The 23,111-nt window shown below is 72.5% G+C and carries 16 protein-coding genes and 2 pseudogenes; 3 read left to right on the top strand and 15 right to left on the bottom strand.

What is annotated here, in order from left to right; all coding sequences use genetic code 11:
* Positions 1-91: 91 nt before the first annotated feature.
* The 8 genes and pseudogenes from M2266_RS26165 to rimP all read right to left on the bottom strand — a co-directional run bounded on the left by M2266_RS26165 (position 92) and on the right by rimP (position 11,558).
* Positions 92-4,075, bottom strand: a complete 3,984-nt coding sequence (locus M2266_RS26165; RefSeq protein WP_277440388.1) for a serine protease — start codon at positions 4,073-4,075, stop codon at positions 92-94.
* 250 nt (positions 4,076-4,325) lie between these two features.
* A complete protein-coding gene (gene truB / locus M2266_RS26160; protein WP_277440387.1) occupies positions 4,326-5,249 on the bottom strand; it encodes a tRNA pseudouridine(55) synthase TruB in 924 nt (307 codons plus the stop codon).
* Positions 5,246-5,773, bottom strand: a complete 528-nt coding sequence (gene rbfA, locus M2266_RS26155; RefSeq protein WP_277440386.1) for a 30S ribosome-binding factor RbfA — start codon at positions 5,771-5,773, stop codon at positions 5,246-5,248. Before rbfA ends, truB begins: the two co-directional genes overlap by 4 nt.
* A 61-nt stretch (positions 5,774-5,834) precedes the next feature.
* A complete protein-coding gene (locus tag M2266_RS26150; protein ID WP_277440385.1) occupies positions 5,835-6,128 on the bottom strand; it encodes a DUF503 domain-containing protein in 294 nt (97 codons plus the stop codon).
* Between the two features lie 154 nt (positions 6,129-6,282).
* Positions 6,283-9,439: pseudogene (gene infB / locus M2266_RS26145) on the bottom strand (translation initiation factor IF-2).
* A gap of 152 nt (positions 9,440-9,591) precedes the next feature.
* Positions 9,592-9,891, bottom strand: a complete 300-nt coding sequence (locus tag M2266_RS26140; protein WP_277440384.1) for a YlxR family protein — start codon at positions 9,889-9,891, stop codon at positions 9,592-9,594.
* Positions 9,892-9,972: 81 nt separating this feature from the next.
* Positions 9,973-11,004 carry a transcription termination factor NusA gene (nusA, locus tag M2266_RS26135; RefSeq protein ID WP_277440383.1) on the bottom strand — a complete coding sequence of 344 codons (1,032 nt, stop codon included), beginning with the start codon at positions 11,002-11,004 and terminating at the stop codon, positions 9,973-9,975.
* Between the two features lie 2 nt (positions 11,005-11,006).
* Positions 11,007-11,558, bottom strand: a complete 552-nt coding sequence (gene rimP, locus M2266_RS26130) for a ribosome maturation factor RimP (protein WP_277440382.1) — start codon at positions 11,556-11,558, stop codon at positions 11,007-11,009.
* Between the two features lie 197 nt (positions 11,559-11,755).
* Between rimP and M2266_RS26125 the strand changes: the two genes are divergently transcribed.
* The 3 genes and pseudogenes from M2266_RS26125 (at position 11,756) to M2266_RS26115 (ending at position 13,767) form a co-directional block, all read left to right on the top strand.
* The gene (locus tag M2266_RS26125) at positions 11,756-12,283 is read left to right on the top strand and encodes a hypothetical protein (RefSeq protein WP_346780933.1); all 528 of its coding nucleotides are present in this window, start codon (positions 11,756-11,758) and stop codon (positions 12,281-12,283) included.
* Positions 12,280-12,708 carry a ferritin-like domain-containing protein gene (locus M2266_RS26120; protein ID WP_277440381.1) on the top strand — a complete coding sequence of 143 codons (429 nt, stop codon included), beginning with the start codon at positions 12,280-12,282 and terminating at the stop codon, positions 12,706-12,708. Before M2266_RS26125 ends, M2266_RS26120 begins: the two co-directional genes overlap by 4 nt.
* A gap of 113 nt (positions 12,709-12,821) precedes the next feature.
* Positions 12,822-13,767, top strand: a pseudogene (locus M2266_RS26115) (aminoglycoside phosphotransferase family protein).
* 3 nt (positions 13,768-13,770) lie between these two features.
* Here the strand turns inward: M2266_RS26115 and M2266_RS26110 are convergent.
* From M2266_RS26110 to M2266_RS26080, 7 genes are all read right to left on the bottom strand, one after another.
* Entirely contained in the window at positions 13,771-15,459 is a 1,689-nt protein-coding gene (locus tag M2266_RS26110) for a proline--tRNA ligase (protein WP_277440380.1), read from the bottom strand.
* Positions 15,460-15,529: 70 nt separating this feature from the next.
* Complete coding sequence (locus M2266_RS26105; RefSeq protein WP_277440379.1) at positions 15,530-16,087, bottom strand: GNAT family N-acetyltransferase; 558 nt, start codon at positions 16,085-16,087, stop codon at positions 15,530-15,532.
* 16 nt (positions 16,088-16,103) lie between these two features.
* A complete protein-coding gene (locus M2266_RS26100; RefSeq protein ID WP_277440378.1) occupies positions 16,104-16,949 on the bottom strand; it encodes a GNAT family N-acetyltransferase in 846 nt (281 codons plus the stop codon).
* Between the two features lie 126 nt (positions 16,950-17,075).
* Positions 17,076-18,230, bottom strand: coding sequence for a flavodoxin-dependent (E)-4-hydroxy-3-methylbut-2-enyl-diphosphate synthase (gene ispG, locus M2266_RS26095; RefSeq protein ID WP_277440377.1), 1,155 nt, complete (start codon positions 18,228-18,230; stop codon positions 17,076-17,078).
* Positions 18,231-18,325: 95 nt separating this feature from the next.
* Positions 18,326-19,627: a site-2 protease family protein gene (locus tag M2266_RS26090; protein WP_277440376.1), complete on the bottom strand. Its 1,302-nt coding sequence runs from the start codon at positions 19,625-19,627 to the stop codon at positions 18,326-18,328.
* The gene (dxr, locus tag M2266_RS26085) at positions 19,624-20,871 is read right to left on the bottom strand and encodes a 1-deoxy-D-xylulose-5-phosphate reductoisomerase (RefSeq protein WP_277440375.1); all 1,248 of its coding nucleotides are present in this window, start codon (positions 20,869-20,871) and stop codon (positions 19,624-19,626) included. Before dxr ends, M2266_RS26090 begins: the two co-directional genes overlap by 4 nt.
* Before the next feature lie 107 nt (positions 20,872-20,978).
* Positions 20,979-22,919, bottom strand: coding sequence for an acyl-CoA dehydrogenase family protein (locus M2266_RS26080; protein WP_277440374.1), 1,941 nt, complete (start codon positions 22,917-22,919; stop codon positions 20,979-20,981).
* Positions 22,920-23,111: the final 192 nt, after the last annotated feature.

Raw genomic sequence — 23,111 nt, 5'->3', positions numbered from 1 at the left:
TGCCCGTACGGGTCCAAGCCTGCCATGTCCCCATGCCCGGCTCAGCCACCGGCCCCGCCGCCGCGCCCGCGGCAGGGGCTCAGACCGGCGGCTACGGCGTGGACGGTACGGCGAGTTGCTCGCAGCGACGGCGGGCGCTGGGGCCGATCACGGCGTCCCAGGCGCCGTCGGAGTCCAGCCAGCCGCGGACCAGCCGGGCGAAGCACGGGGAGGCTGCGGCGAGCTGCACGAGGCGCCGGTCGAAGTGCGCGGCGCCTTCCGGGGTGCGTCCGAGGAGCAGGCCGAGGCGGTGCACGAGGTCGCGGGTGAGCAGCGGCGGACGGCGGGCGCAGCCGTCCGCCGCGGCGGCGAGCAGCGCGTCCAGCACGTCGGCGTCGCGTTCGTGTTCCAGCGCCACGTCGAGCAGCTCCTGCCGCATCGGCCGGGAGATGTGGCTGCCGGGCGCGGCGAGCACCGGGGCCAGCGCGCGCCGCACCTCCGGTGGGTGCTCCCGCAGCAACTCCACGACCAGCGGGAACAGCACCGCGCGAGCCGACCCGCCCTGCTCCAGGCGCAGGTCGAGGAACTCGGCCGCATGGACGGCGCCCTCCGGCCGGTGCCGCAGATGGTCCCGTACCAGGCCGGCCGCGCGGCGGGCCAGCGCGGGGGTGCTCACCGCCGCCAGTTCGCGCAGCACCTCGGCGGCGCCGGCGCCCGGCTCCCGCAGGCGCTCCTGGAACGCGGCGAGCACCGGTTCGGGGTGCGAGGCGAGCGCGGCGGCGAGGGCGCCCGCCGGAAGCTGCGGATCGCCCGCGGCGAAAGAGGTGAGCGCGGCGGGCAGATGGCGTGAGCGGGTCGCCGGGTCCCGGACGAGGAGTGCCAGGGCCGCTCCGTGCAGCGTGCAGTCCGCGGTGCGGGCGAGCATCGCCAGCGCGGCGTAGCGCAGCAGCTCCCGGTCGGCGTCGGACCGTACGTACGGCGCGGCGCGCAGCCCGTACGTGGCGGCGGCGACGTGCCGGGAGGCCCGTGCCTCGTGCGCCCAGCGGTCGACGGCGCGGCAGACGGCCGACGGTTCGTCCTCCGCGAGGGCCGCCAGCAGCTCGTCGGCCCCCGGGTGCGCGGCCTCGACCAGCGCCTCGGTGAGATCGTCCACGGCGCGGTGCCGGTGGGTGTGCAGCAGGGCCTGGACGGCGGCGGCCACGGTCGGGCGCGGGCCTTCGAGGGCCGGGTCCGACTGCAGCGGGCGATCGTCGCCGAACCAGCCGCAGACCACGGGCAGTACGTCCCGCGGCGCGTCGCGGAACAGGTCGCCGACGGTCGTCAGGAACCGCTCGACGGGAGCGGACGGTCCCTGCGGGCCCGGGGGGAACTGCGGGTGGCGCGCGTTCTGCGGGTTCTTCGGGGGTGGTCCGTCGGCGGGCAGGAGCAGGCGCAGCAGGTCGAGCCGCTCGTCCAGCGGCAGGGCCAGCCGCCGCCAGAACCACGGGCCGAACTCCGCCAGCCCGCCGAGCCCCTGCGGGCCGAACCCGCCCCGTTCGATCGATCGCACGGTGATCCGTTCCGCCAGCAGCCGCAGCACGCCTTGGTACCGGCTGCTGTCCGGCACCCGCAGCAGGACCTCCCCCAGCAGATGCGCCGCCCACCAGACGGCGTCCGCCCGCCGGGCCGCCTCCGCCGCGGGTACGGGTGCCGGCATCGCCGGCGGCTTCGGCGGGTGGGGCTCCGCGCTCTCCGCCCCGGCCGGACTCCGCGGCGGCGGCACCGCCGCGCGCCCCGCGACGGGACGCCGGTTCGGGACCGTGTCGGCGTCGAGGTCGGTCTCGGCCGCCGCGGGCTCGCCGAAAGCACCGTCCAGGAGGCGGTCCGTCAGCGAAGGAACCGGACCCGTCTCCTCCGCCGGAGGCGGTGCGGGAGCGACGGGACGGCTCGGCTCGTCGGGTGCCCCTGCCGGGGAGCCGTCCGGATCCTGTGCGGGGCCGCGCGCCGGAGGCGCCAGGCGGCTCGGCTCCGCGGCCTGCTGGTCGAGGGCGTGGATCAGCGTCTCGAGGTGCCGGGTGAGGACGGCGGGACCGGATTGGCGGGCGGCGAGCAGCAGGGACTGGATGACGGGGCCGATGCGGTGCCGTGGCACCGGGAGCGCGTGCGGGGAGGCGGCGGGGCCGAGCGGCGGGGCGGGGGGGACGGTGTGCCCCGGGGCGTGCCCGGCGCGGGCCCCCGGGCGCGACGGCAGCCGGACGGGGGCCTCCGCCGCACCCGCCGGGGCGGCGAACCACCGGTGGACGAGCGCGAACAGCGCCTCGTCCAGGTCCAGGTGCAGCCCCTGCAGCCAGTCGGCGAACTCCTCGTGCGCGAAGCGGTATCCGGCTCCCGCCGGGACGACGAGGCCCTCGGTGAGGACCGCGGAGGCCCATCCCGTGCGCCAGGGGAAGAGGTCCTCGAAGGACTCGCGGTCCAGCTCGCCCTGTCCCGGCCCCAGACAGCGCCGTGCCGCCTCGTGCACCTGCCCGGCCACCCGGGCGGCCAGCCGCCGCACGGCGGTCCCCCGGGCGGGGCTCTCGGCGCCCGCTGTCAGCCGGACGGCGATGCGCAGGCACACCAGGTCCAGGTAGGCGGAGAAGATCTCCGTCCGGTCGGGCACGGCGGTTCCCGCGTCGGGCGGGACCCCCGCTTCGGGCTCGGGGAGGGCCGCTCGGATCTCGGCGAAGAGCCGCAGGGCCAGCGGATGGGCCGCGTCGGCCGCGCCCAGGGCTTCGGCCGCGATCCCGTACCGGGCCCTGGCGCGCATGGCCTGTCGCTCCGGGAGGTCGCCCAGGCGGACGCAGGACGGCAGCGCGCGGGCCGGGGCGCCGGGCGGTAGGGCCGGCGCCTCCTCGGGCGCGTGGAGCATGCCGGCGGGGAACAGGGCGCCGGCCTGCTCCCAGTACTCGGGGCGGCACGCCACGACGAGCCGGACGCCGCCGGCCCGCAGCCAACTCGCCGTGCCGGCCGTCCAGTCGGGCAGCGCGTGCGCCAGAGCGGGCGGCATCTCCTCGGGGCCGTCGAGCAGGACGAGCAAGGGGCGTCCCGCCGAGCGGGCGAGGTCCGCGACCGCGTCCGGGGAGGCGACGGGCGCCTCGCCCCGCCCGTCGCCCGCCGCGGCCGAGACGATCCGCGCGGCCGTGCGCAGCGAGCGCTCCACCGCGTCCTTCAACCCGCCGTCGCCCGGCCGCAGTTCAGCGCCGCGCAGCCACACCGTGGGGGCGGGTTCGGCGCCCTGGACGCGGCGGGCGGCCAGCGCCGCGAGTTCGGTGGTGCGCCCGGAGCCGGGGTCGGCGACCAGGCCCAGGACGAGCGGTCCGCGGTCCCCTCCCCCGCCGAGGAAGGCGCGCAGCTCTTCATCCGTCTCCGGCCTGGCGACCGGCTCGCGCCATTCGCGCGGTACGGCCGCGGAACCGACCGAGGTGGCCGTCAACTGCAGTGCGCCCGCGAGGTTCAGGTGCGGTCCGTAGGCGGGCACGGTGGCCGCGTTGCGGGCGAGCAGCTCCGCCAGCGGCCCCCATGCGGCCCGCAGCGGGACGGCGAAGCCACCGGCGCGGTGTCCGGCGTGCAACGCGGTGGCGATGACGGCCAGCACCGCGCCGGTCTCCGCGTCGATCACGGGGCTGCCGGACGCCTGCGGGTGGACCCGCAGCACCTCCGGTGTGTCGAGGGCGAGTTCGTAGACCTCGTCCAGGAGGTGGAACCGGTCGGTCGCGGTGTAGGTCACGGCCGCGGTGCCGACGACCACGGCGTCCGTCCAGCTGACGGCTCGCAGCCGCACCCGGCGCTCCGGGTGCGCGGGTCCGCTGACGGCGACCGGCAGCGGCCGGAGGTTGATGCCCTCGGTCGCGACGAGCGCGAGTCCCAGTTCGGGCAGCGGTGTGACCGCGTCCGCGCCGACCAGGCAGACCTGGTCGCCGGGGGCGTGCAGCACCAGCCGGGCGAGGCCGTCGACCGCCTCGTGACTCGTCAGCAGAGTGCCGCCGAGGTCCGCGAGGAAGCCCGTGCCGCGCGGCCGTCCGGCCAGATCGCACACGCGCACCAACGCGTCGTCACCGTCGCAGGGCCGCACCCCCATTCGCGCACCTCTCCGCTGGTCAACCGCCTTTGACGGTATGCCCACGGTGATCGTCCGCTACTGATCATCCATGCAATGCGCCCCCATACACCCCCGCGATTCACTCCAAGCGCCCGCCCATTGGGGTGAATTCAGGGTGCTGGGCGGATACGTATAGGGGGAGGAGGGGGATTGTGGAGCGGCCGTTCGCGCGGGGACGCGGACGCCCGCTCCACGATGACGGGAACGACCGGGTGTGGCGAGCCGTCCGTCAGACGAGGACGGCGAGGATCTTCGCTTGGCCTTCGCGGTCCTCGACGAGGGCCAGGAAGCGGCCGTCCGGATCGAAGGCCGCGTGGGCGCCGGGGCCCATGCCGTCGGACTTCAGACGTACGCCGTTGACGAGCAGCCGGGCCTGGTCCGCGTCCACGTCCCAGCGGGGGAACGCGGCGGCCGCGGCCTCGCCGATCGGCAGGACCTGGAAGGCCTCCGCGCCGTCGGCCTGATACGTCGCTTCGAGCTCGTCCACGGTGATGGCACCGCTCAGGTCGTACGGGCCGACCCGGGTCCGCCGCAGGGCGGTCAGGTGGCCGCCGGTGCCCAGACCCGCGCCGAGATCGCGCGCAAGGGCCCGGATGTAGGTGCCGGAGGTGCACTCGACGGTGACGTCGAGGTCCAGGACGGCCGTGCCGTCCTCCGCCGTCGCGGTGCGGTGTTCGTGCAGCACGAACGAGGAGATGGTCACCGGACGAGAGGCCAGCTCGAACTCCTCGCCCTCCCGGACGCGGGTGTACGACCGGACACCGTTGACCTTGATGGCGCTGACCTTGGACGGCACCTGCATGATGTCGCCGGTCAGCTCGGCGATCCCGGCAAGGACGGCCGCCGGCTCCACGCCGGCCGCGCCGGAGCTCTCCGTGACCTCGCCCTCGGCGTCGTCCGTCACGGTGGTCTGGCCGAGCCGGATCGTCGCCACGTACTCCTTGCGCGTGAGCGCGAGGTGGCCGAGGAGGCGGGTGGCCTTCTCAACCCCGATGACGAGCACTCCGGTCGCCATCGGGTCGAGGGTGCCCGCGTGCCCGACGCGCCGGGTGCCCGCGAAACGGCGGATGCGGGCGACCACGGCGTGCGAGGTGAGCCCGGCCGGCTTGTCGACGATCACTAGGCCGTCCGGGCCCTGGCCTTTGCGCTTCATGCGGTCGCGGAGCCCTTGTCATCGTCCTTGGGGGCCTTCGACGCGTCGGCGGCGTCCGCCGCCGTCTCGTCCTCGTCGTCATCGAGGTCGAGGTCGTCGTCGTCCTCGACCGGCTTGCGGTACGGGTCCGCGTCGCCCGCGTACGAGGCGTCGGTGGCGGCCTTGCGCACCTGCTCGTCCGCGGCGCGGGCCCTGGCCAGCAGGTCGTCGATGGTCTTCGCGTTCTCCGGGAGGGCGTCCGCGACGAACGTCAGCGTCGGGGTGAAGCGCACCCCGAGCTGGCGACCGACCTCGGAGCGCAGGATGCCCTTGGCGCTCTCCAGTGCGGCGGCCGAGGCCGCCCGGTCCTCGTCGTCGCCGTAGACCGTGTAGAACACCGTCGCGTCCTGGAGGTCACCCGTGACCCGGGTGTCCGTGATCGTCACGTAACCGAGCCGCGGGTCCTTGATCCGCCGCTGCAGGGTTTCCGCGACCACGACCCGGATACGGTCGGCCAGCTTGCGCGCCCGCGAGGTGTCGGTCACTTGTCCGTCTCCTTCTTCGTTACTGCTCTGGTCTTCCAGGCGCCGGCCGACCGCCGATCGGTCAGTCGTCGTCGCCGTGGATCCGCTGCCGTGCCGACAGCAGTTCCACCTCGGGCCGGGCGATCATCCATCGCTCGCACCGGTCGAGTACGTCCTGTATGTGCCCGAGATCCCCGGACACGACCGCGATGCCGATCTCGGCCCTGCGGTGAAGGTCCTGCTCGCCGGTCTCCGCCACGCTGACCGCGAACTTGCGGTGCAGCTCGGCGACGATCGGGCGGACGACGGACCTCTTCTCCTTCAGCGAATGTACGTCGCCGAGGAGGAGGTCGAAGGACAGTGTTCCTGCGTACATGGGCGACAGGGCTAGCCGCCCTGGGGGGCCTCGTCGTTACGCCCCTGGTGACAGGTGCGGTTCATGAGGTGAACAGTCGCCAGGTTACCCGCAACGGCCGGGGCCGATCGACGGAATATCTCCGCCGACCGGCCCCGGTCGTGAGCTACGACAATCAGCCGCGCGGCTTCTCGCGCATCTCGTACGTCGCGATGACGTCGTCGACCTTGATGTCGTTGTAGCTGCCGAGGTTGATACCGCCCTCGTAGCCTTCCCGGATCTCGGTGACGTCGTCCTTGAACCGGCGCAGACCCTCGATGTTGAGGTTCTCCGCGATGACCTTGCCATCGCGCAGCAGTCGCGCCTTGGTGTTGCGCTTGACCTCGCCCGAGCGGATGAGGACACCGGCGATGTTGCCCAGCTTGGAGGAGCGGAAGACGTCGCGGATCTCGGCGGTGCCGAGCTCGACCTCCTCGTACTCCGGCTTGAGCATGCCCTTCAGGGCCGCCTCGATCTCATCGATGACCTGGTAGATCACCGAGTAGTACCGGACGTCGACACCCTCGCGCTCGGCCAGCTGCGTGGCGCGGCCTTCGGCGCGCACGTTGAAGCCGATGACGATGGCGTCGGAACCCGATGCCAGGTTGATGTCCGACTCGGTGACCGCACCCACACCGCGGTGCAGGATGCGCAGGTCGACCTCGGCACCGACGTCCAGCTGCATGAGCGAGGACTCGAGCGCTTCGACCGAACCGGACGCGTCGCCCTTGATGATGAGGTTGAGCTGCTGCACCAGACCGGCCTGCAGGGCCTCGTCCAGGTTCTCCAGGGAGAACCGGACACCCTTGCGGGCAAACGCCGCGTTCCGCTCACGAGCGGCACGCTTCTCGGCGATCTGACGGGCCGTGCGGTCGTCGTCGACAACGAGGAAGTTGTCGCCGGCGCCGGGCACGTTGGTGAGACCGAGCACCATGACCGGAGTCGAGGGGCCCGCTTCTTCCAGCGTGTTGCCACGGTCGTCGAGCATCGCGCGGACTCGGCCGTACGCGTCGCCGACCACCATGGTGTCGCCGATGCGCAGGGTGCCGCGCTGCACGAGCACGGTCGCCACGGCGCCACGGCCACGGTCGAGGTGAGCCTCGATCGCGATGCCCTGTGCGTCCTGCTCCGGGTTGGCCCGCAGGTCGAGCGAGGCGTCCGCGGTGAGGACCACGGCCTCCAGCAGGCTGTCGATGTGCAGACCCTGCTTGGCGGAGATGTCGACGAACATGGTGTCGCCGCCGTACTCCTCGGCCACGAGGCCGAACTCGGTCAGCTGACCGCGCACCTTGACGGGGTCGGCGCCTTCGACGTCGATCTTGTTGACCGCGACCACGATCGGCACACCGGCCGCCTTGGCGTGGTTCAACGCTTCGATCGTCTGCGGCATGACACCGTCGTTGGCCGCCACCACGAGGATCGCGATGTCGGTCGACTTGGCACCACGGGCACGCATGGCGGTGAACGCCTCGTGACCGGGGGTGTCAATGAAGGTGATCTTGCGCTCTTCGCCGTTGACCTCGGCCGCGACCTGGTAGGCACCGATGTGCTGGGTGATGCCACCGGCCTCGCCCGCGACCACGTTGGTCTTGCGGATCGCGTCGAGGAGGCGGGTCTTACCGTGGTCGACGTGACCCATGACGGTCACGACCGGCGGACGGGAGACGAGCTCTTCCTCGCCGCCCTCGTCCTCGCCGAACTCGATGTCGAAGGACTCGAGCAGCTCGCGGTCCTCCTCCTCCGGGCTGACGATCTCCAGGACGTAGTTCATCTCGTCGGCGAGCAGCTGCAGCGTCGCGTCGGGGACCGACTGCGTCGCCGTGACCATCTCGCCGAGGTTCAACATCACCTGGACGAGCGACGCCGGGTTGGCGTTGATCTTCTCGGCGAAGTCGGTGAGCGAGGAGCCGCGACGCAGGCGAACGGCGGCACCGTTACCGCGGGGCAGCAGCACGCCGCCCACGGACGGGGCCTGCATGCTCTCGTACTCCTGGCGACGCTGGCGCTTCGACTTGCGCCCACGGGCCGGACGGCCGTTCGGGCCACGGCCGAAGGCACCCTGCGTGCCACCACGGGCGTTGGGGCCGCCGGGGCGACCGCCGAAGCCACCGGGACGGGGGCCGAAGCCGCCGCCACCGCCGGGAGCACCACCGGGACGCGGGCCACCGAAGCCGCCGGGACGCGCGCCGGGACCGGCCGGACGACCGGCGAAACCGCCGCCGCCACCGGGACGGGCACCGGGACCACCGCTGCCGCCACCGGGACGGGCACCGGGACCGCCACCGGGACGGGCGCCGGGACCGCCGGAGCGGCCGCCGGGACCACCGGACGGGGCGGGACGCTGCGGCATCATGCCCGGGTTCGGGCGCGGGCCGGAGCTCTGCGGGCGGGGCATGCCACCGGGAGCCGGACGGCCGGGACCGCCGGGGGCGCCACCGGGACGCGGGGGTGCCGCCGGGACGCGGGGCGCCACCGGGACCTCCCGTGCCGGCCGGACGAGCGGGACGCTCGCCGCCGGGGGCACCCTGGCCGCCACCACCCGGACGCGGCGCGCCACCGGGGCGCTGCATCCCGGTGGAGCCACCGGAGGTGAAGGGGTTGTTGCCCGGACGGGGACCCGCCGGACGGGCGCCACCGGGACGGGGAGCGCCACCGGGCGCGCCCTGGCCGGCCGGACGGGCCGGACGGTCGCCACGCGGAGCGGCGTCACGCTGACCGCCGTCACGGCGCTCTTCGCGCTGTGCCGGGGCCGGACGTGCCGGACGCGGACCGGGAGTGGCACCCGCGGGACGCGGGGTGGAGGCCGGGGCCGTCGGAGCGGAGGCCGCCGGCGCCTGGGGCGCCTGCTGCGTCTGCTGGGCCGGAGCCGGGGCGGAGAACTCCGCGACCGGGACCGGAGCCGCCGGGGCGGGCTTGACCGGGGCCGGCTTCGGACCCGGACGGGGGCCGGACGGCGTGGAGCCGGTGCCCGTGGCGGCCGGAGCCGCCGGAGTTACGGGGGCGTCCGCGGCCGGCTTGGGAGCCGGCGCAGCGGGACGGGCCGGCGCACCCGGGGTGGGGGCGCCAGGCTTGGCAGGCGTCGCCTTGCGGGGCGCGCCGGGCTTGGCAGCGGGCTTCGCGGCGTTTCCGCCACCGGGCCCCTGCAAAGCGTCAGTCAACTTGCGAACAACCGGCGCCTCGATCGTCGAGGACGCCGAACGTACGAATTCACCAAGTTCTTGGAGCTTGGCCATGACGACCTTGCTCTCAACACCGAACTCCTTGGCGAGTTCGTATACCCGGACCTTAGCCACTTCGCTCCTTTTAGGTCCGGGGTGATCGTCCGCCGGACCGTCGCTACTTCATGCTCGTACTCATCGCGTACTCATCGAGTGGTGCTCATCGCAATCTCGACCTACTTCCGACTCGCGAGGTACCTGACCGCACGGGTGCCCGTGCCGTTCACTTACGGTGCCGCCACTTCGACGGGCTTGGTGTGCTGCTCGACGTACCGGCGGAGTTCCGCGGTATCGAACGCCTCCTTGGACCTGAAGGCCCTGGAGAAGGCCCGGCGGCGAACCGCCAGGTCAAAACAGACCAGGTCAGGGTGCAAGTGAGCACCCCGACCGGGCAGCGTACCGCGAGGATCGGGGACGCACGCGTCACCGCTCACCGCCACACGCAGCAGATCGTTCTTGGCCACCCGTTCCCGGCAACCCACACAGGTTCGCTCAGGGCACGCAAGGGAACGCGTCCGGCCAGACACCGCTAAGTCTACCTCCCCGCGCCGACCTCACCCCTTCGGGTTAGTCGACGCACGGTTGTTCGGTCAGTCGTGAGTTGACGTTCAGGCCCGCGGAACGTCCGATTTTCCGTCCGATTCGCCGGAGTCGTCGGCGCCCTCGGGCTCGATGTCGGGACGGATGTCGATCCGCCAGCCGGTCAGCCGGGCGGCGAGGCGGGCGTTCTGCCCCTCCTTGCCGATGGCGAGCGACAGCTGGTAGTCCGGCACGGTCACCCGGGCGGACCGGGCCGCCAGGTCCACGACCTCGACGCGGGAGACCCGGGCCGGTGACAGCGCGTTCGCCACCATGTCGGCCGGGTCGTCCGACCAGTCCACGATGTCGATCTTCTCGCCCTGCAGCTCCGCCATGACCGCCCGCACGCGGGAGCCCATCGGGCCGATGCAGGCGCCCTTGGCGTTCAGCCCGGAGCGGGTCGAGCGCACCGCCATCTTCGTCCGGTGGCCGGCCTCGCGGGCGATCGCCTCGATGACGACCGAACCGTCCGCGATCTCCGGGACCTCCATCTTGAACAGGGCGCGCACCAGGTTGGGGTGCGAGCGCGACAGCGTCACCGACGGTCCGCGCACGCCCTTGGCGACGCGGACGACGTAGGAGCGCAGCCGTACCCCGTGCTTGTAGTCCTCGCCCGGCACCTGCTCCTGCACCGGCAGGATGGCTTCCATCTTGCCGATGTCGACCAGCACGTTCTTCGCGTCCATACCCTGCTGGACCACACCGGAGACGATGTCCCCCTCACGGCCGGCGTACTCGCCGAACGTGATGTCGTCCTCCGCGTCCCGCAGCCGCTGCAGGATGACCTGCTTGGCGGTGGAGGCGGCGATCCGGCCGAACCCGGACGGCGTGTCGTCGAACTCGCGGGGCTCCGCGCCCTCGGCGACCTCGGACGCGTCCTCCTTCGCCCACACCGTCACGTGTCCCGACGTCTTGTCCAGCTCCACCCGGGCCCGGCGATGGCTGCCCGGCTCCCGGTGGTAGGCGATGAGGAGCGCCGACTCGATCGCCCCGACCAGCAGGTCGAACGAAATCTGCCTCTCCTGCACCAAACCCCGCAGGGCCTTCATGTCGATGTCCACGGCTACGCCTCCTCAATGCTCTCGTCGCTGTCGGTGTCGGCGTCGGCCGTATCCGCTGCGTCGACGTCGTCGTCCTTGTTCTTACGGTTGAACTCGATCTCCACCCGGGCCTTCGCGATCTCCGCGAACTCCACCCGGCGCGGCTTGGGCTTGCGCCCCTTGACGCCCGGGACCTCCAGGTCGAGGCCCGCCTCGTCCAGCGCGATGATCCGCGCGATCAGCTCTTCGTGGTTGTTCAGGGTCAGCTTGACCAGCCGGCCCTCGTTGCGGCGGAAGTGCCGCGGCGTGGTCAGCGGCCGGTCGGTGCCCGGGGAGCTGACCTCCAGGACGTACTCGCCCTGGCCCATCGCGTCCGTGTCGTCGAGCACCTGGGCGATCTCGCGGCTCAGCTCGGCGACCGCGTCGAGCTGCACACCGTCATCGGAGTCCACCACGACCATCAGCTGCCGCCGGCTGCCCGCCGCGGTCACAGTGATCTCTTCCAGATCCAGACCCGTCTTGGCGACGAGCGGCTCCAGCAGTCCGCGCAGCCTCTCGCTCTGGGTGGTACTCATCCCGGGTGACTCCTCGGCCGCGTGTGTGCTGTTGTATGGAAGGTCGCGTGTCGCCCCAAAGCCTATCTGTTCCGACACCGGAACGACGATTCGGCGTGGCCCGCCCCCGGCGCCGCGGCCTGCCGGCCCTGTGGACAGAAGCCCAGGCCCGCCGCCCGCCCGGTACGCTCTGGTCGGTGATCAGGGGAGGGGGCGCGGTGACAGGCAGAGCGACACCGGGCAGACGGACGGTACTGGCCTCGGCCGCCGGAGTGCCGCTGGTGGTCGGCGCGGGCGGGCTGGCGGCGCTGGCCGGGCTCGCCACCGGCTGTTCCGGCGGGACCCCGGCCGCGGCTGACACCCCGCGCCCCACTCCGCCGCCCGTGCCGGGAGCCGCGCTGCGGACCCGGGCGGCGGCGGACAGCACCGCACTCCTCGCACGCTACGACGGCCTCATCGCGGCCCGCCCGGAGCTCACCGCCCGGCTGGCACCGCTGCGGGCCGAAGTGGCCCGGCACGCCCAGGCGTTCGGCGCCCCCGCGGCGAAGCCGGCCCCCCGCCGGGACGACCGTCACCACGGTCCCGCCCAGCCTCGGCACCCTCGCCGACGCCGAACGCCGGCTCGCGGACGCCCGCGCGACCGCGCTGCTCGACGCACCGCCCGAGCTGGCCCGGCTGCTCGCCTCGGTGGCCGCCGCGGGGGCGGCGCACGTGGTTCTACTGACGGCGAAGGGCTGAGGAGATGACGCAGCAGACGCCGGCAGCGGTCCAGGCCGCGCTCGCCGCGGAACACGCGGCCGTGTACGCCTATGGGGTGATCGGCGCCCGGGTCGCGAACCCGCGTGCCGCCGACGCCCGCGCCGCCTACGATTCGCACCGCGCGCGCCGCGACGCGCTGAGCCGCACCGTGCGGGACCTGGGCGCGGAGCCGGTGCCGGCGGACGCCGGGTACGCGCTGCCGTTTGCGGTGACCGACAGCGCGGCGGCCGTCCGGCTGGCAGCCGTGATCGAGGACCGGGTCGCCGCCGTGTACGGGGACCTGGTCCGCGCGGCCACCGGGGAGGCGCGCCGCGACGCGGCCGGCGCCCTGCGCGAGGCGGCGGTGCGTGCGGTGCGGTGGCGCGGCGGCAGCGTAGCCTTCCCCGGGTTGGCCGAGCGGAGCTCACCGTGACTGCCGCCCCGTAAAGGGCCGTGCGCGGGCTGTACGGCACGGCAGAACGGGAAGGCATCTCCGTGCGCGGGGACGGCTCGCCCGCGAAGGATCCACGGAGGGACAGCACGACCATGGCTTCAGCACCGCAGCCCGGCGGCCCCGGCACCGTTTCGCTGGACCCGCCCGACCGACTGGTCCGGACGATCGGCGCCTGGGAGGGCGACGCCGGCCGGGAGTGGCTCGCGGCGCTGCCGGACCGGCTGGCCGGGACGCTGGAGCGGTGGGAACTGCGGCCGGAGCGGGTGTTCACCCCCGGGGGCCAGATCAGCATGATCGTGCTCGTCCGGACGACGGACGGAACCCCGGCCGTGCTCAAACTGGGCATGGTCACCGCCGAGACCGAGCACGAGCACGCCGCGCTCGCCCACTGGGACGGCCGCGGCGCGGTCCGGCTGCTGCGCGCGGAGCCCGCCCAGGGCGCGATGCTGCTGGAGCGGCTGCAGGGCGAGGTGTCGCTGCGCTCCCTGCCGGAGCCGAAGGCGATGCTCGAAGCGACGGCCACCCTGCAGCGGCTGTGGGTGGCGCCCGCCGAGGGCCATCCGTTCACCTCGGTCGCCGACTACACCGCCGCTCTCGCCGGGCACCTGCGTGAGCGCCGTGAGGAGCCCTGGGCGGCGGAGGTGCGCCCGCTCATCGACGAGACGCTGGCGCTGCGCGAACAGCTGCTGGCCACTCCGGTCGAGGACGTGCTGCTGCACGGTGACTACCACCACGGCAACGTCCTGGCCGCCGAGCGCAGCCCGTGGCTGGCCATCGACCCCAAGCCGCTGGTCGGCGACCGGGCGTACGACCTGGCCTGGCTGGTCCGGGACCGGCTGGAGACGCTGGCCGCCTCCCCCGGCCCCGCAGGCTGCCGCCCGCCGCCGGGTCGCGAAGCTCGGCGCCGCACTCGACGTGGACCCCGAGCGGCTGCGCGGCTGGAGTCACTTCCGGGCCGTCGAGGCGGGCGTCTGGTCGCTGTCTGTCGGCGACCGGCCGGCCGGCGAACTCCTCCTGGAGTTCGCCAGCTGGCTGTAGTCGTCAGACGGTCAGCCGGGCCAGCGCCTCGTCGACCGTCAGCTCCACCCGCTCGCCCGTCCGGCGGTCCTTCAGCTCCACGACGCCATCGGCCGCACGGCGGCCGACGACGAGGATCTGCGGGACGCCGATGAGCTCCGCGTCGGTGAACTTGACCCCCGGCGACACCCCGGCGCGGTCGTCGAGCAGGACCCGGACGCCCGCGGCGTGCAGCTTCTCCGCGACCTCGAGCGCCAGCTCGGTCTGCAGGGCCTTGCCGGCCGCGACCAGGTGCACGTCGGCGGGGGCCACCTCCCGGGGCCAGCACAGGCCCTGGGCGTCGGCGGTCTGCTCGGCGAGCGCGGCGACCGCCCGGGAGACACCGATGCCGTAGGAGCCCATGGTCACGCGCACCGGCTTGCCCTGCTGCCCGAGCACGTCGAGCTGGAAGGCGTCGGCGTACTTGCGGCCGAGCTGGAAGATGTGGCCGATCTCGATCGCGCGGTCCAGCCGCAGCCCGGCGCCGCAGCGGGGGCACGGGTCGCCGGGCCGCACGGTGACGACGTCGAGGTAGCGGTCGACCTCGAAGTCGCGGCCGCAGACGACGTCGCGCGCGTGCTTGCCGGGCTTGTTGGCACCGGTGATCCAGGCGGTGCCCCGGGCGATGCGCGGGTCGGCGAGGTACTCGATGCCGGTCAGGCCCTGCGGTCCCACATAGCCGCGGACGAGCTCGGGACGGCCCTCGAAGTCCTCGGCGGTGACCAGTTCGACCACGGCCGGGGCGAGGTGCTCGCCGAGCTTGCCGAGGTCGACCTCGCGGTCCCCGGGGACACCGACGGCGGTGATCTTGCCGTCGACCTTCACCAGCAGGTTCTTCAGCGTCGCGGACGCCGGGACCCCCAGGTGCGCGGCGAGGGTCTCGATGGTCGGGGTGTCGGGGGTGTCGAGCTCCTCGACGGGGCCGTGCTCCGCGTCCTCGACGGGAGCCACGACCGTGGTGACGGCTTCGGTGTTCGCCGCGTACTCGCAGGCCGGGCAGTCCACGAAGGTGTCCTCGCCGGCCTCGGCGGGGGCGAGGAACTCCTCGGAGGCGGAACCGCCCATCGCCCCGGATACCGCCGAGACGATCCGGTAGTCGAAGCCGAGCCGGGTGAAGATGCGGATGTACGCGTCGCGGTGCGCCCGGTACGCCTCGGCCAGCCCCTCGTCCGTGGTGTCGAAGGAGTACGAGTCCTTCATCTGGAACTCGCGGCCGCGCAGCACGCCGGAGCGCGGGCGGGCCTCGTCCCGGTACTTCGTCTGGATCTGGTAGAGGATCACCGGCAGGTCCTTGTAGGACGTGCACTGGTCCTTCACCACCTGGGTGAAGATCTCCTCGTGGGTCGGGCCGAGGACGTAGTCCGCGCCCTTGCGGTCCTTGAGCTGGAAGAGCAGGTCGCCGTACTCGCCCGCGCGGCCGGTCGTCTCGTAGTGCTCGCGCGGCAGCAGGGCCGGCAGCAGCACCTCCTGGCCGCCGATGGCGTCCATCTCCTCGCGGACGACGCGCGAGACGTTCTCCAGGACCCGCTTGCCGAGCGGCAGCCAGATCCAGACGCCCGCCGACGAGCGGCGTACGAAACCGGCGCGGACCAGCAGCTTGTGGCTGGACGTCTCGGCGTCGGCCGGGTCGTCGCGCAGCGTCTTGAGCATCAGACGGGACATGCGCAGGACCATGGTGGCTCTCCAGGGGCTCGACAGGGATTCCCGCGAGGATATCCAGCCCGGCCGCCGGCGGGGAAACGCGTTATGCCGGGCCCCGGGGGCGGTCCGGGCGGCGCAGTGGCAGGGGCGCGCCCATCACCGCGTACGGGCTCGTCGCGCTGGGGAAGTGCACGGGGCGGGCCAGGTCCTGGTAGCCCAGCGCCCGGTAGAGGTGGCGGGCGGGGCTCTCGACGTCGATCGCGGAGAGGATGCTGCGCGGCTCGATGGCCGTGTCGGTGATGGTGGTGATCAGCTGCCGTCCGATGCCCAGGCCCTGGAAGGCCGGCAGCACGTGCAGTTCCGTGATGACGAAGGAGCCGTCGAGCCACTGCTCGGTGCCGCGTTGGCGCATGTACGGCTGGACGACGGTGGACCACCAGTGCGCCCGGTCGTTGGGCATGCCGTAGACGAAGCCGACGAGCCGGCCGTCCTGGGTGGTCGCGCCCAGCGAGCGGGCGCCGGGGCAGCTGAGGTGCCGCACGACGATCTGGCGGCGGATGGCGATCTCGTCGGCGTCGAGACCGAAGGCGAGGGCCTGTACGGCGAGGGCCTCGTCGACCCGTTGCCCGAGGTCGAGACGGCCGACCACGACATCTTCCATGGGACGCGACATTACGTCAGAACAGCACGCTCATGAAGGCGCCGACCTCGGTGAATCCCACCCGGCGGTAGGAGGCACGGGCGGGGGCGTTGAAGTCGTTGACGTACAGGCTCGCGACCGGGGCCACGTCCCGCAGCGCGTAGTGCAGCACAGCGGTCATACCGGCCTCCGACAGGCCCTGCCCGCGGTACTCCGGCGCCACCCAGACGCCCTGGATCTGGCAGGCGTGCCGGGTGACGGCGCCGATCTCGGCCTTGAAGACCACCCGGCCGTTCTCGATGCGGGCGAAGGACCGGCCCGCGGTGACGAGTTCGGCGACCCGTGCCTGGTAGAGCAGCCCGCCGTCCCCCGCGAGCGGGGAGACGCCGACCTCCTCGGTGAACATGGACACGCACGCCGGCATGATCACGTCCATCTCGTCGCGCCGGACACGGCGTACGAGGGGGTCCGGTGCGATGTCCGCGGGCAGCGCCCGGGTGGTCATCAGCGGCTGGCGGCCGCGGATCTCGCGGGCGGGGCCCCAGCTGGGTTCGAGCAGCGACCACAGTTCGGTGGTGGGCTCGGCGGGACCGACGATCGACGAGCAGCGGCGGCCCGCCCGGCGGGCCCGCTCGGCGAAGGCGCGGACGGCTTCGGGGCCCGCGCAGATGGGCACCAGGTTGGCGCCCGCGTAGCAGAGGGAGGTGAGCCGGCCGCCGGAGTACCAGCCCCACATCTCGCCGCCCAGGCGCCAGGGGTCCAGGCCCGCGACGTTCACACGGGAGGCGACGAACGCGTTGGACACGGGGTCGCGGTCGAGCACTTCGAGGGCGGCGTCGAGTTCGCCGGCCTCCAGGACCTTCGCGGTCGTCGTCGTCAGCACGTGTGCGCCTCACCTACAGGCCGCGGGGGGCGGGGGTACCCCCGGTCTGCGTGACCGGGGGTAGATCTTCGCACTTTACCCCGCGGCGGCGGGTTTCGCGGAGGTGGCCTCGGGGGCGTTCTCCGGTCAGCTCACGTTGACCGAGGGCTCGCCGGAGGCGATGCCGTCCGCCTCCATCTGCTCGGCGATCTTCATTGCCTCTTCGATCAGGGTCTCCACGATCTTCGACTCCGGGACGGTCTTGATGACCTCGCCCTTGACGAAGATCTGGCCCTTGCCGTTGCCGGACGCGACACCGAGGTCGGCCTCGCGGGCCTCACCGGGGCCGTTCACGACGCAGCCCATGACGGCGACCCTGAGCGGGACCTCCATGCCCTCCAGGCCGGCGGAGACCTGGTCGGCGAGCTTGTAGACGTCGACCTGGGCGCGGCCGCAGGACGGGCAGGAGACGATCTCCAGGCGGCGCTGGCGCAGGTTGAGCGACTCCAGGATCTGGATGCCGACCTTGATCTCCTCGACCGGCGGGGCGGAGAGCGAGACCCGGATCGTGTCGCCGATGCCCTCGGAGAGCAGCGCCCCGAAGGCGACGGCGGACTTGATGGTGCCCTGGAAGGCGGGACCTGCCTCCGTGACACCCAGGTGCAGCGGGTAGTCGCACTTGCTCGCCAGCAGCCGGTAGGCGTTGACCATCACGACCGGGTCGTTGTGCTTGACCGAGATCTTGATGTCGCGGAAGCCGTGCTCCTCGAACAGCGAGCACTCCCACAGCGCGGACTCCACCAGCGCCTCGGGGGTGGCCTTGCCGTACTTCTCCATCAGCCGGCGGTCCAGCGAGCCCGCGTTGACGCCGATCCGGATCGGGGTGCCGACCGAGGCCGCCGCCTTCGCGATCTCCTTGACCTTGTCGTCGAACTGCTTGATGTTGCCGGGGTTGACGCGGACGGCCGCGCAGCCGGCGTCGAGCGCCGCGAAGACGTACTTCGGCTGGAAGTGGATGTCGGCGATCACCGGGATCTGCGACTTCTTGGCGATGGTGGCGAGCGCGTCCGCGTCGTCCTGCGTCGGGCAGGCCACCCGGACGATCTGGCAGCCGGAAGCGGTGAGCTCGGCGATCTGCTGGAGCGTCGCCCCGATGTCCGCCGTCACCGTCGTCGTCATGGACTGGACCGAAACCGGCGCGTCGCCGCCCACCGCGACCGACCCGACCTGGATCTTGCGGCTGTGGCGGCGTTCGGCGAGCTTGATCGGAACGTCGGGCATTCCGAGCGAAATCGCGGTCATGTTCTTGGCATCCCCAAGGCTGTGGAACAAGGTCCCGGCGTGGGCGGGCTCCGATCACCGAGGTTACGGCACCCCGCCCACGACTCCCGCATTCGTCAGGAAAGCGTCACCGGATTGACGACGTCGGCCACGAGCACCAGGGCCGTGAAGCAGATGAAGATGCCCGCGACGACGTAGGCGACCGGCATCAGCTTGGCCACGTCGAAGGGGCCGGGGTCCGGGCGCCGGGTCAGCTTGGCCACCCTGCGGCGCACGGACTCCCAGAGCGCGCCGGCGATGTGACCGCCGTCGAGCGGGAGCAGGGGCAGCATGTTGAACAGGAAGAGCGACAGGTTCACCCCGGCGAGCAGCGTGATGAAGAAGGCCAGCGCCTGCGTCGCGGGGATGTCGGACGAGAAGATCTCGCCGCTGATCCGCGCCACTCCGTACATCCCGACGGGCTGGTCCGGGGTGCGCTCCTTGCCCTGGAAGGCCGAGCCCCACAGCGCCGGGATCTTCGACGGGATGTCACCGATGCCCTCGATGCTGCGCTTGGTCATGGTGACCATGGTGTCCGCGGACTCCGACAGCGAGAGCGTCTGCACCTGGCTGTCCGGGGAGAAGCCGAGGAATCCGGCCTTCACGTACTTGTCGCGCACGTAGTTGCCGTCGCCGTCCCGCTGGACGACGGTGTTCTCGACGAGGTTCGCGTGCAGGGTGAGGTTCTTCCCGCCGCGGTCGACCACGATGGTGGCCGGGCCGATCGTGTCGCGGATCCGGTCCGACAGCTGGTCCCACTTGGTGACCTGGACCCCGTTGAACGAGACGATCCGGTCGCCGGCCAGCAGGCCCGCCGTCTTGGCGGGCGGCGGCTTGGCCCCCTTCGGGCAGACGTCGGTCTTGGCGGAGGCCTCGACCACGCACTCGCCGACGCTGCTGACGGTGGTGGTCGCCTTCAGCTGGCCGAAGCCCATCAGCGAGACCGCGAAGAGCACGACGGCCAGGATCAGGTTCATGAACGGCCCGGCGAACATCACGATGACGCGCTTCCACGGCTTGCGCGTGTAGAACATCCGCGTCTCGTCGCCCGGCCGCAGCTCCTCGTACGCGGCCGAACGGGCGTCTTCTATCATGCTGCGCCACGGTGAGGTGGACCGTGCGGTGACCTTGCCGTCCGCGCCGGGCGGGAACATGCCGATCATGCGGATGTAGCCGCCGAGCGGGATGGCCTTGAAGCCGTACTCGGTCTCGCCCTTGTGCCGTGACCAGATGGTCGGGCCGAAGCCGACCATGTACTGCGGCACGCGGATCTTGAAGAGCTTGGCGGTGGAGAGGTGGCCGAGCTCGTGCCAGGCGATGGAGAAGAGCAGGCCGACGAGGAAGATGACGATCCCGACGCCCCACATGAGTGCCGTCATACCCGTGCAGCCTCCGTAGCCAGTTCCCTCGCGCGGGCCCGTGCCCACGCCTCCGCCTCAAGGACGTCCTCGACGGTCAGTCGAGTTCCCGGATCCGGGTGGCCGTGTTCCTCGACCACCCGGGCGACGGTGTCCACGATCCCCGTGAAGGGCAGCCGGCCGGCGAGGAAGGCTTCGACGCATTCCTCGTTGGCCGCGTTGAACACCGCGGGTGCGGTGCCCCCGAGGCTACCCACATGTCGCGCCAATGCCACCGCTGGGAACGCGTTGTCGTCCAGCGGGAAGAATTCCCACGTCGACGCCGTCGACCAGTCGAACGCGGGTGCGGCGTCCGGGACCCGCCGGGGCCAGCCGAGGCCGAGGGCGATGGGCATCCGCATGTCGGGCGGGCTCGCCTGGGCCAGCGTCGAGCCGTCGGCGAACTCCACCATCGAGTGGATGTACGACTGCGGGTGGACCACGACCTCGATCCGGTCGAAGGGGATGTCGTAGAGCAGATGCGCCTCGATGACCTCCAGACCCTTGTTGACCAGGGTCGCGGAGTTGATCGTGATGACCGGCCCCATGGCCCAGGTCGGGTGCGCGAGCGCGTCCTTGGGGGTGACGCCGGCGAGCTCCTCCTTGGTGCGGCCGCGGAACGGGCCGCCGGAGGCGGTGACGATCAGCTTGCGGACCTCCTCGCGGCTGCCGCCCATCAGCGCCTGGAAGAGCGCGGAGTGCTCGGAGTCCACCGGAATGATCTGACCGGGCTTCGCGAGCGCCTTCACCAGCGGGCCGCCGACGATCAGCGACTCCTTGTTGGCGAGGATCAGCACCCGGTCGGCCTCCAGGGCCGCCAGCGTCGGGCGCAGCCCGATGGAGCCCGTGATGCCGTTGAGCACCGAGTGGCACTCGCTCGCGGCGAGCCGGGTCGCGGCGTCGGGACCCGACCAGATCTCCGGCAGCGCCTCGCCGGGGCCGAAGTGCCGGCCGAGCGCCTGCCGCAGCGCCTCGACGGCGGCCTCGTCCGCCACGGCCACGGTCCGTACCCGCAGCTGGTGGGCCTGCTCGGCGAGCAACTCGATCCGGCCGCCGGCGGCGGACAGCGCCACCACGCGGAAGCGGTCGGGGTTGCGCAGCACCACGTCGATGGCCTGGGTGCCGATCGATCCGGTGGAACCGAGGATCACGATGTCCCGGGGTCCTTCGGTCTCGGCTGCGGCCGCGAATTCGCGGTGATGCGGGTCTGCGAGGGAGTCCGTCATCCCCCCATTGTGGCCGCATCCCCTGTCGGTTCCGACAGGGGATGCGGGTGCGGGGTCCGAGCGGACCCGGCGGCGGAGCGGGCGGGCGGGCCGGTGTGCGGCCCGGGTCAGCGGATGGGGCGGTGGACGTTGTCGGTCGTGGCGGGGCCGGGGGTGGCGTCGGCGATCCACGCGCCGTCGCCGCTGAGGTCGACGATGCCCGCCTCCAGCCACGTGTAGGCGCCGCCGAGCACCCCGTCGACGACCTTGCGGTCCAGGTCGTCGGTGTTCGACCACAGGCGGGTGAAGAGCTCCTCGACACGGATCCGGGACTGCCGGCAGAAGGCGTCGGCGAGCTGGTAGGCGGCCCGGCCCTCCGTACCCGACGAGCGCAGCATCTCGGCGCGTACGCAGGCGGCGCTCATCGCGAAGAGCTCCGCCCCGATGTCGACGATGCGGCCGAGGAAGCCCTGTTTCGTCTCCATGCGGCCCTGCCAGCGCGCCATGGCCAGGAACGTCGAGCGGGCGAGCTTGCGCGCGCTGCGCTCGGTGTACCGCAGGTGGGCGGCCAGGTCCGGATAGCCGTCGGGGTGGAACTCGGAGTACGCCGTGGGCAGTTGGCCGGGCCCGGCGACGAGCTTGGGGAGCCAGCGGGCGTAGAAGCCGCCGGCCTTCGCGCCGGCCTTCGCCTTGTCGCCGAGGGTCTTCTCCGGGTCGATGAGGTCGCCCGCGACGGACAGGTGCGCGTCGACCGCCTCACGGGCGATCAGCAGGTGCATGATCTCCGTCGACCCCTCGAAGATGCGGTTGATGCGCAGATCGCGCAGCACCTGCTCGGCGGGGACGGCGCGCTCGCCGCGGGCGGCGAGGGACGCGGCGGTCTCGAAGCCGCGGCCGCCGCGGATCTGCACCAGTTCGTCGGCCATCAGGCAGCCCATCTCGCTGCCGTAGAGCTTGGCGAGGGCGGCCTCGATGCGGATGTCGTTGCGGTCCTCGTCGGCCATCTGCGAGGACAGGTCCACGACCGCCTCCAGGGCGAAGGTGGTCGCCGCGATGAAGGCGATCTTCGAGCCGACGGCCTCGTGCTTGGCGATGGACTTGCCCCACTGCTCCCGCTCCAGGGACCACTCGCGGGCGATCTTCAGGCACCACTTTCCGGCGCCGACGCACATCGCGGGCAGCGACAGCCGGCCGGTGTTCAGCGTGGTCAGGGCGATCTTCAGGCCGGCGCCCTCGGGCCCGATGCGGTTGCCCGCCGGGACGGTGACCCGGTGGAACCGGGTGACGCCGTTCTCCAGGCCGCGCAGCCCCATGAACGCGTTGCGGTGTTCGACCGTGACGCCCTCGGAGGCGGCTTCGACGACGAAGGCCGTGATGCCGCCCTTGTGCCCCTCCGACTTCGGGACCCGGGCCATGACGACCAGCAGGTCGGCGACGACGCCGTTGGTCGTCCACAGCTTGACGCCGTCCAGGACGTACGCGGAGCCATCCTCGGTGGGCACCGCGCTGGTCGCCAGCCGGGCCGGGTCGGAGCCGACGTCGGGCTCGGTAAGGAGGAAGGCGCTGATGTCGGTGCGGGCGCAGCGCGGGAGGAAGGTCTCCTTCTGCTCCGCGGTGCCGAACATCTTGAGCGGCTGCGGAACGCCGATGGACTGGTGCGCGGAGAGCAGCGCGCCGATCGCGGCGTTGGCGGAGCCCACGAGCGCGAGGGCCTTGTTGTAGTACACCTGCGTCAGGCCCAGGCCGCCGTACTTCGTGTCGATCTTCATACCGAGGGCACCGAGCTCCTTGAGCCCGTTGATGATCTCGTCGGGGATCCGCGCCTCGCGTTCGATCAGCGCCCCGTCGATCTTCGTCTCGCAGAAGTCCTGGAGCTTGGCGAGAAACTCCTCGCCGCGCTGGACGTCGTCGGGCGCCGGCTGGGGATGTGGATGGATCAGATCGAGCCTGAAGCGGCCCAGGAACAGCTCCTTGGCGAAGCTGGGCTTCCGCCAGTCCTGTTCGCGGGCGGCCTCGGCCACCTGCCGGGCCTCGCGCTCGGAAACCTTGTGTGCGGATGGTGCGGTCAAGAGGGCTCACCTCGCCGCGGAGTAGGGATGTACGGGCGCGGTCGGGGACCAGGGAACCCGCGCTGCCGAGCAACCGGGGCCACCGAGTTACCGATCGGTGCTACTTGCCCGTATCTACCCCATATCCCGGGCCTCCACCACCCCCCGAGGCGCAAGGGCCGGGCGTACGGCCCGGTCGGCTCATTCGATCGG

It is taken from the genome of Streptomyces sp. SPB162, from assembly GCF_029504575.1.
Lineage (GTDB): Bacteria > Actinomycetota > Actinomycetes > Streptomycetales > Streptomycetaceae > Actinacidiphila.
Note: the sequence above shows the minus strand (reverse complement) of the source record. Positions and strands in the feature narration are given on the sequence as shown.

Coding starts and splice junctions, on each gene's coding strand:
- M2266_RS26165 (WP_277440388.1), bottom strand. CDS start 4,075: ATGGGGGTGCGGCCCTGCGACGGTGACGACGCGTTGGTGCGCGTGTGC.
- truB (WP_277440387.1), bottom strand. CDS start 5,249: ATGAAGCGCAAAGGCCAGGGCCCGGACGGCCTAGTGATCGTCGACAAG.
- M2266_RS26150 (WP_277440385.1), bottom strand. CDS start 6,128: ATGTACGCAGGAACACTGTCCTTCGACCTCCTCCTCGGCGACGTACAT.
- rimP (WP_277440382.1), bottom strand. CDS start 11,558: ATGAGTACCACCCAGAGCGAGAGGCTGCGCGGACTGCTGGAGCCGCTC.
- M2266_RS26120 (WP_277440381.1), top strand. CDS start 12,280: ATGACGCAGCAGACGCCGGCAGCGGTCCAGGCCGCGCTCGCCGCGGAA.
- M2266_RS26110 (WP_277440380.1), bottom strand. CDS start 15,459: ATGGTCCTGCGCATGTCCCGTCTGATGCTCAAGACGCTGCGCGACGAC.
- M2266_RS26105 (WP_277440379.1), bottom strand. CDS start 16,087: ATGGAAGATGTCGTGGTCGGCCGTCTCGACCTCGGGCAACGGGTCGAC.
- ispG (WP_277440377.1), bottom strand. CDS start 18,230: ATGACCGCGATTTCGCTCGGAATGCCCGACGTTCCGATCAAGCTCGCC.
- M2266_RS26090 (WP_277440376.1), bottom strand. CDS start 19,627: ATGACGGCACTCATGTGGGGCGTCGGGATCGTCATCTTCCTCGTCGGC.
- dxr (WP_277440375.1), bottom strand. CDS start 20,871: ATGACGGACTCCCTCGCAGACCCGCATCACCGCGAATTCGCGGCCGCA.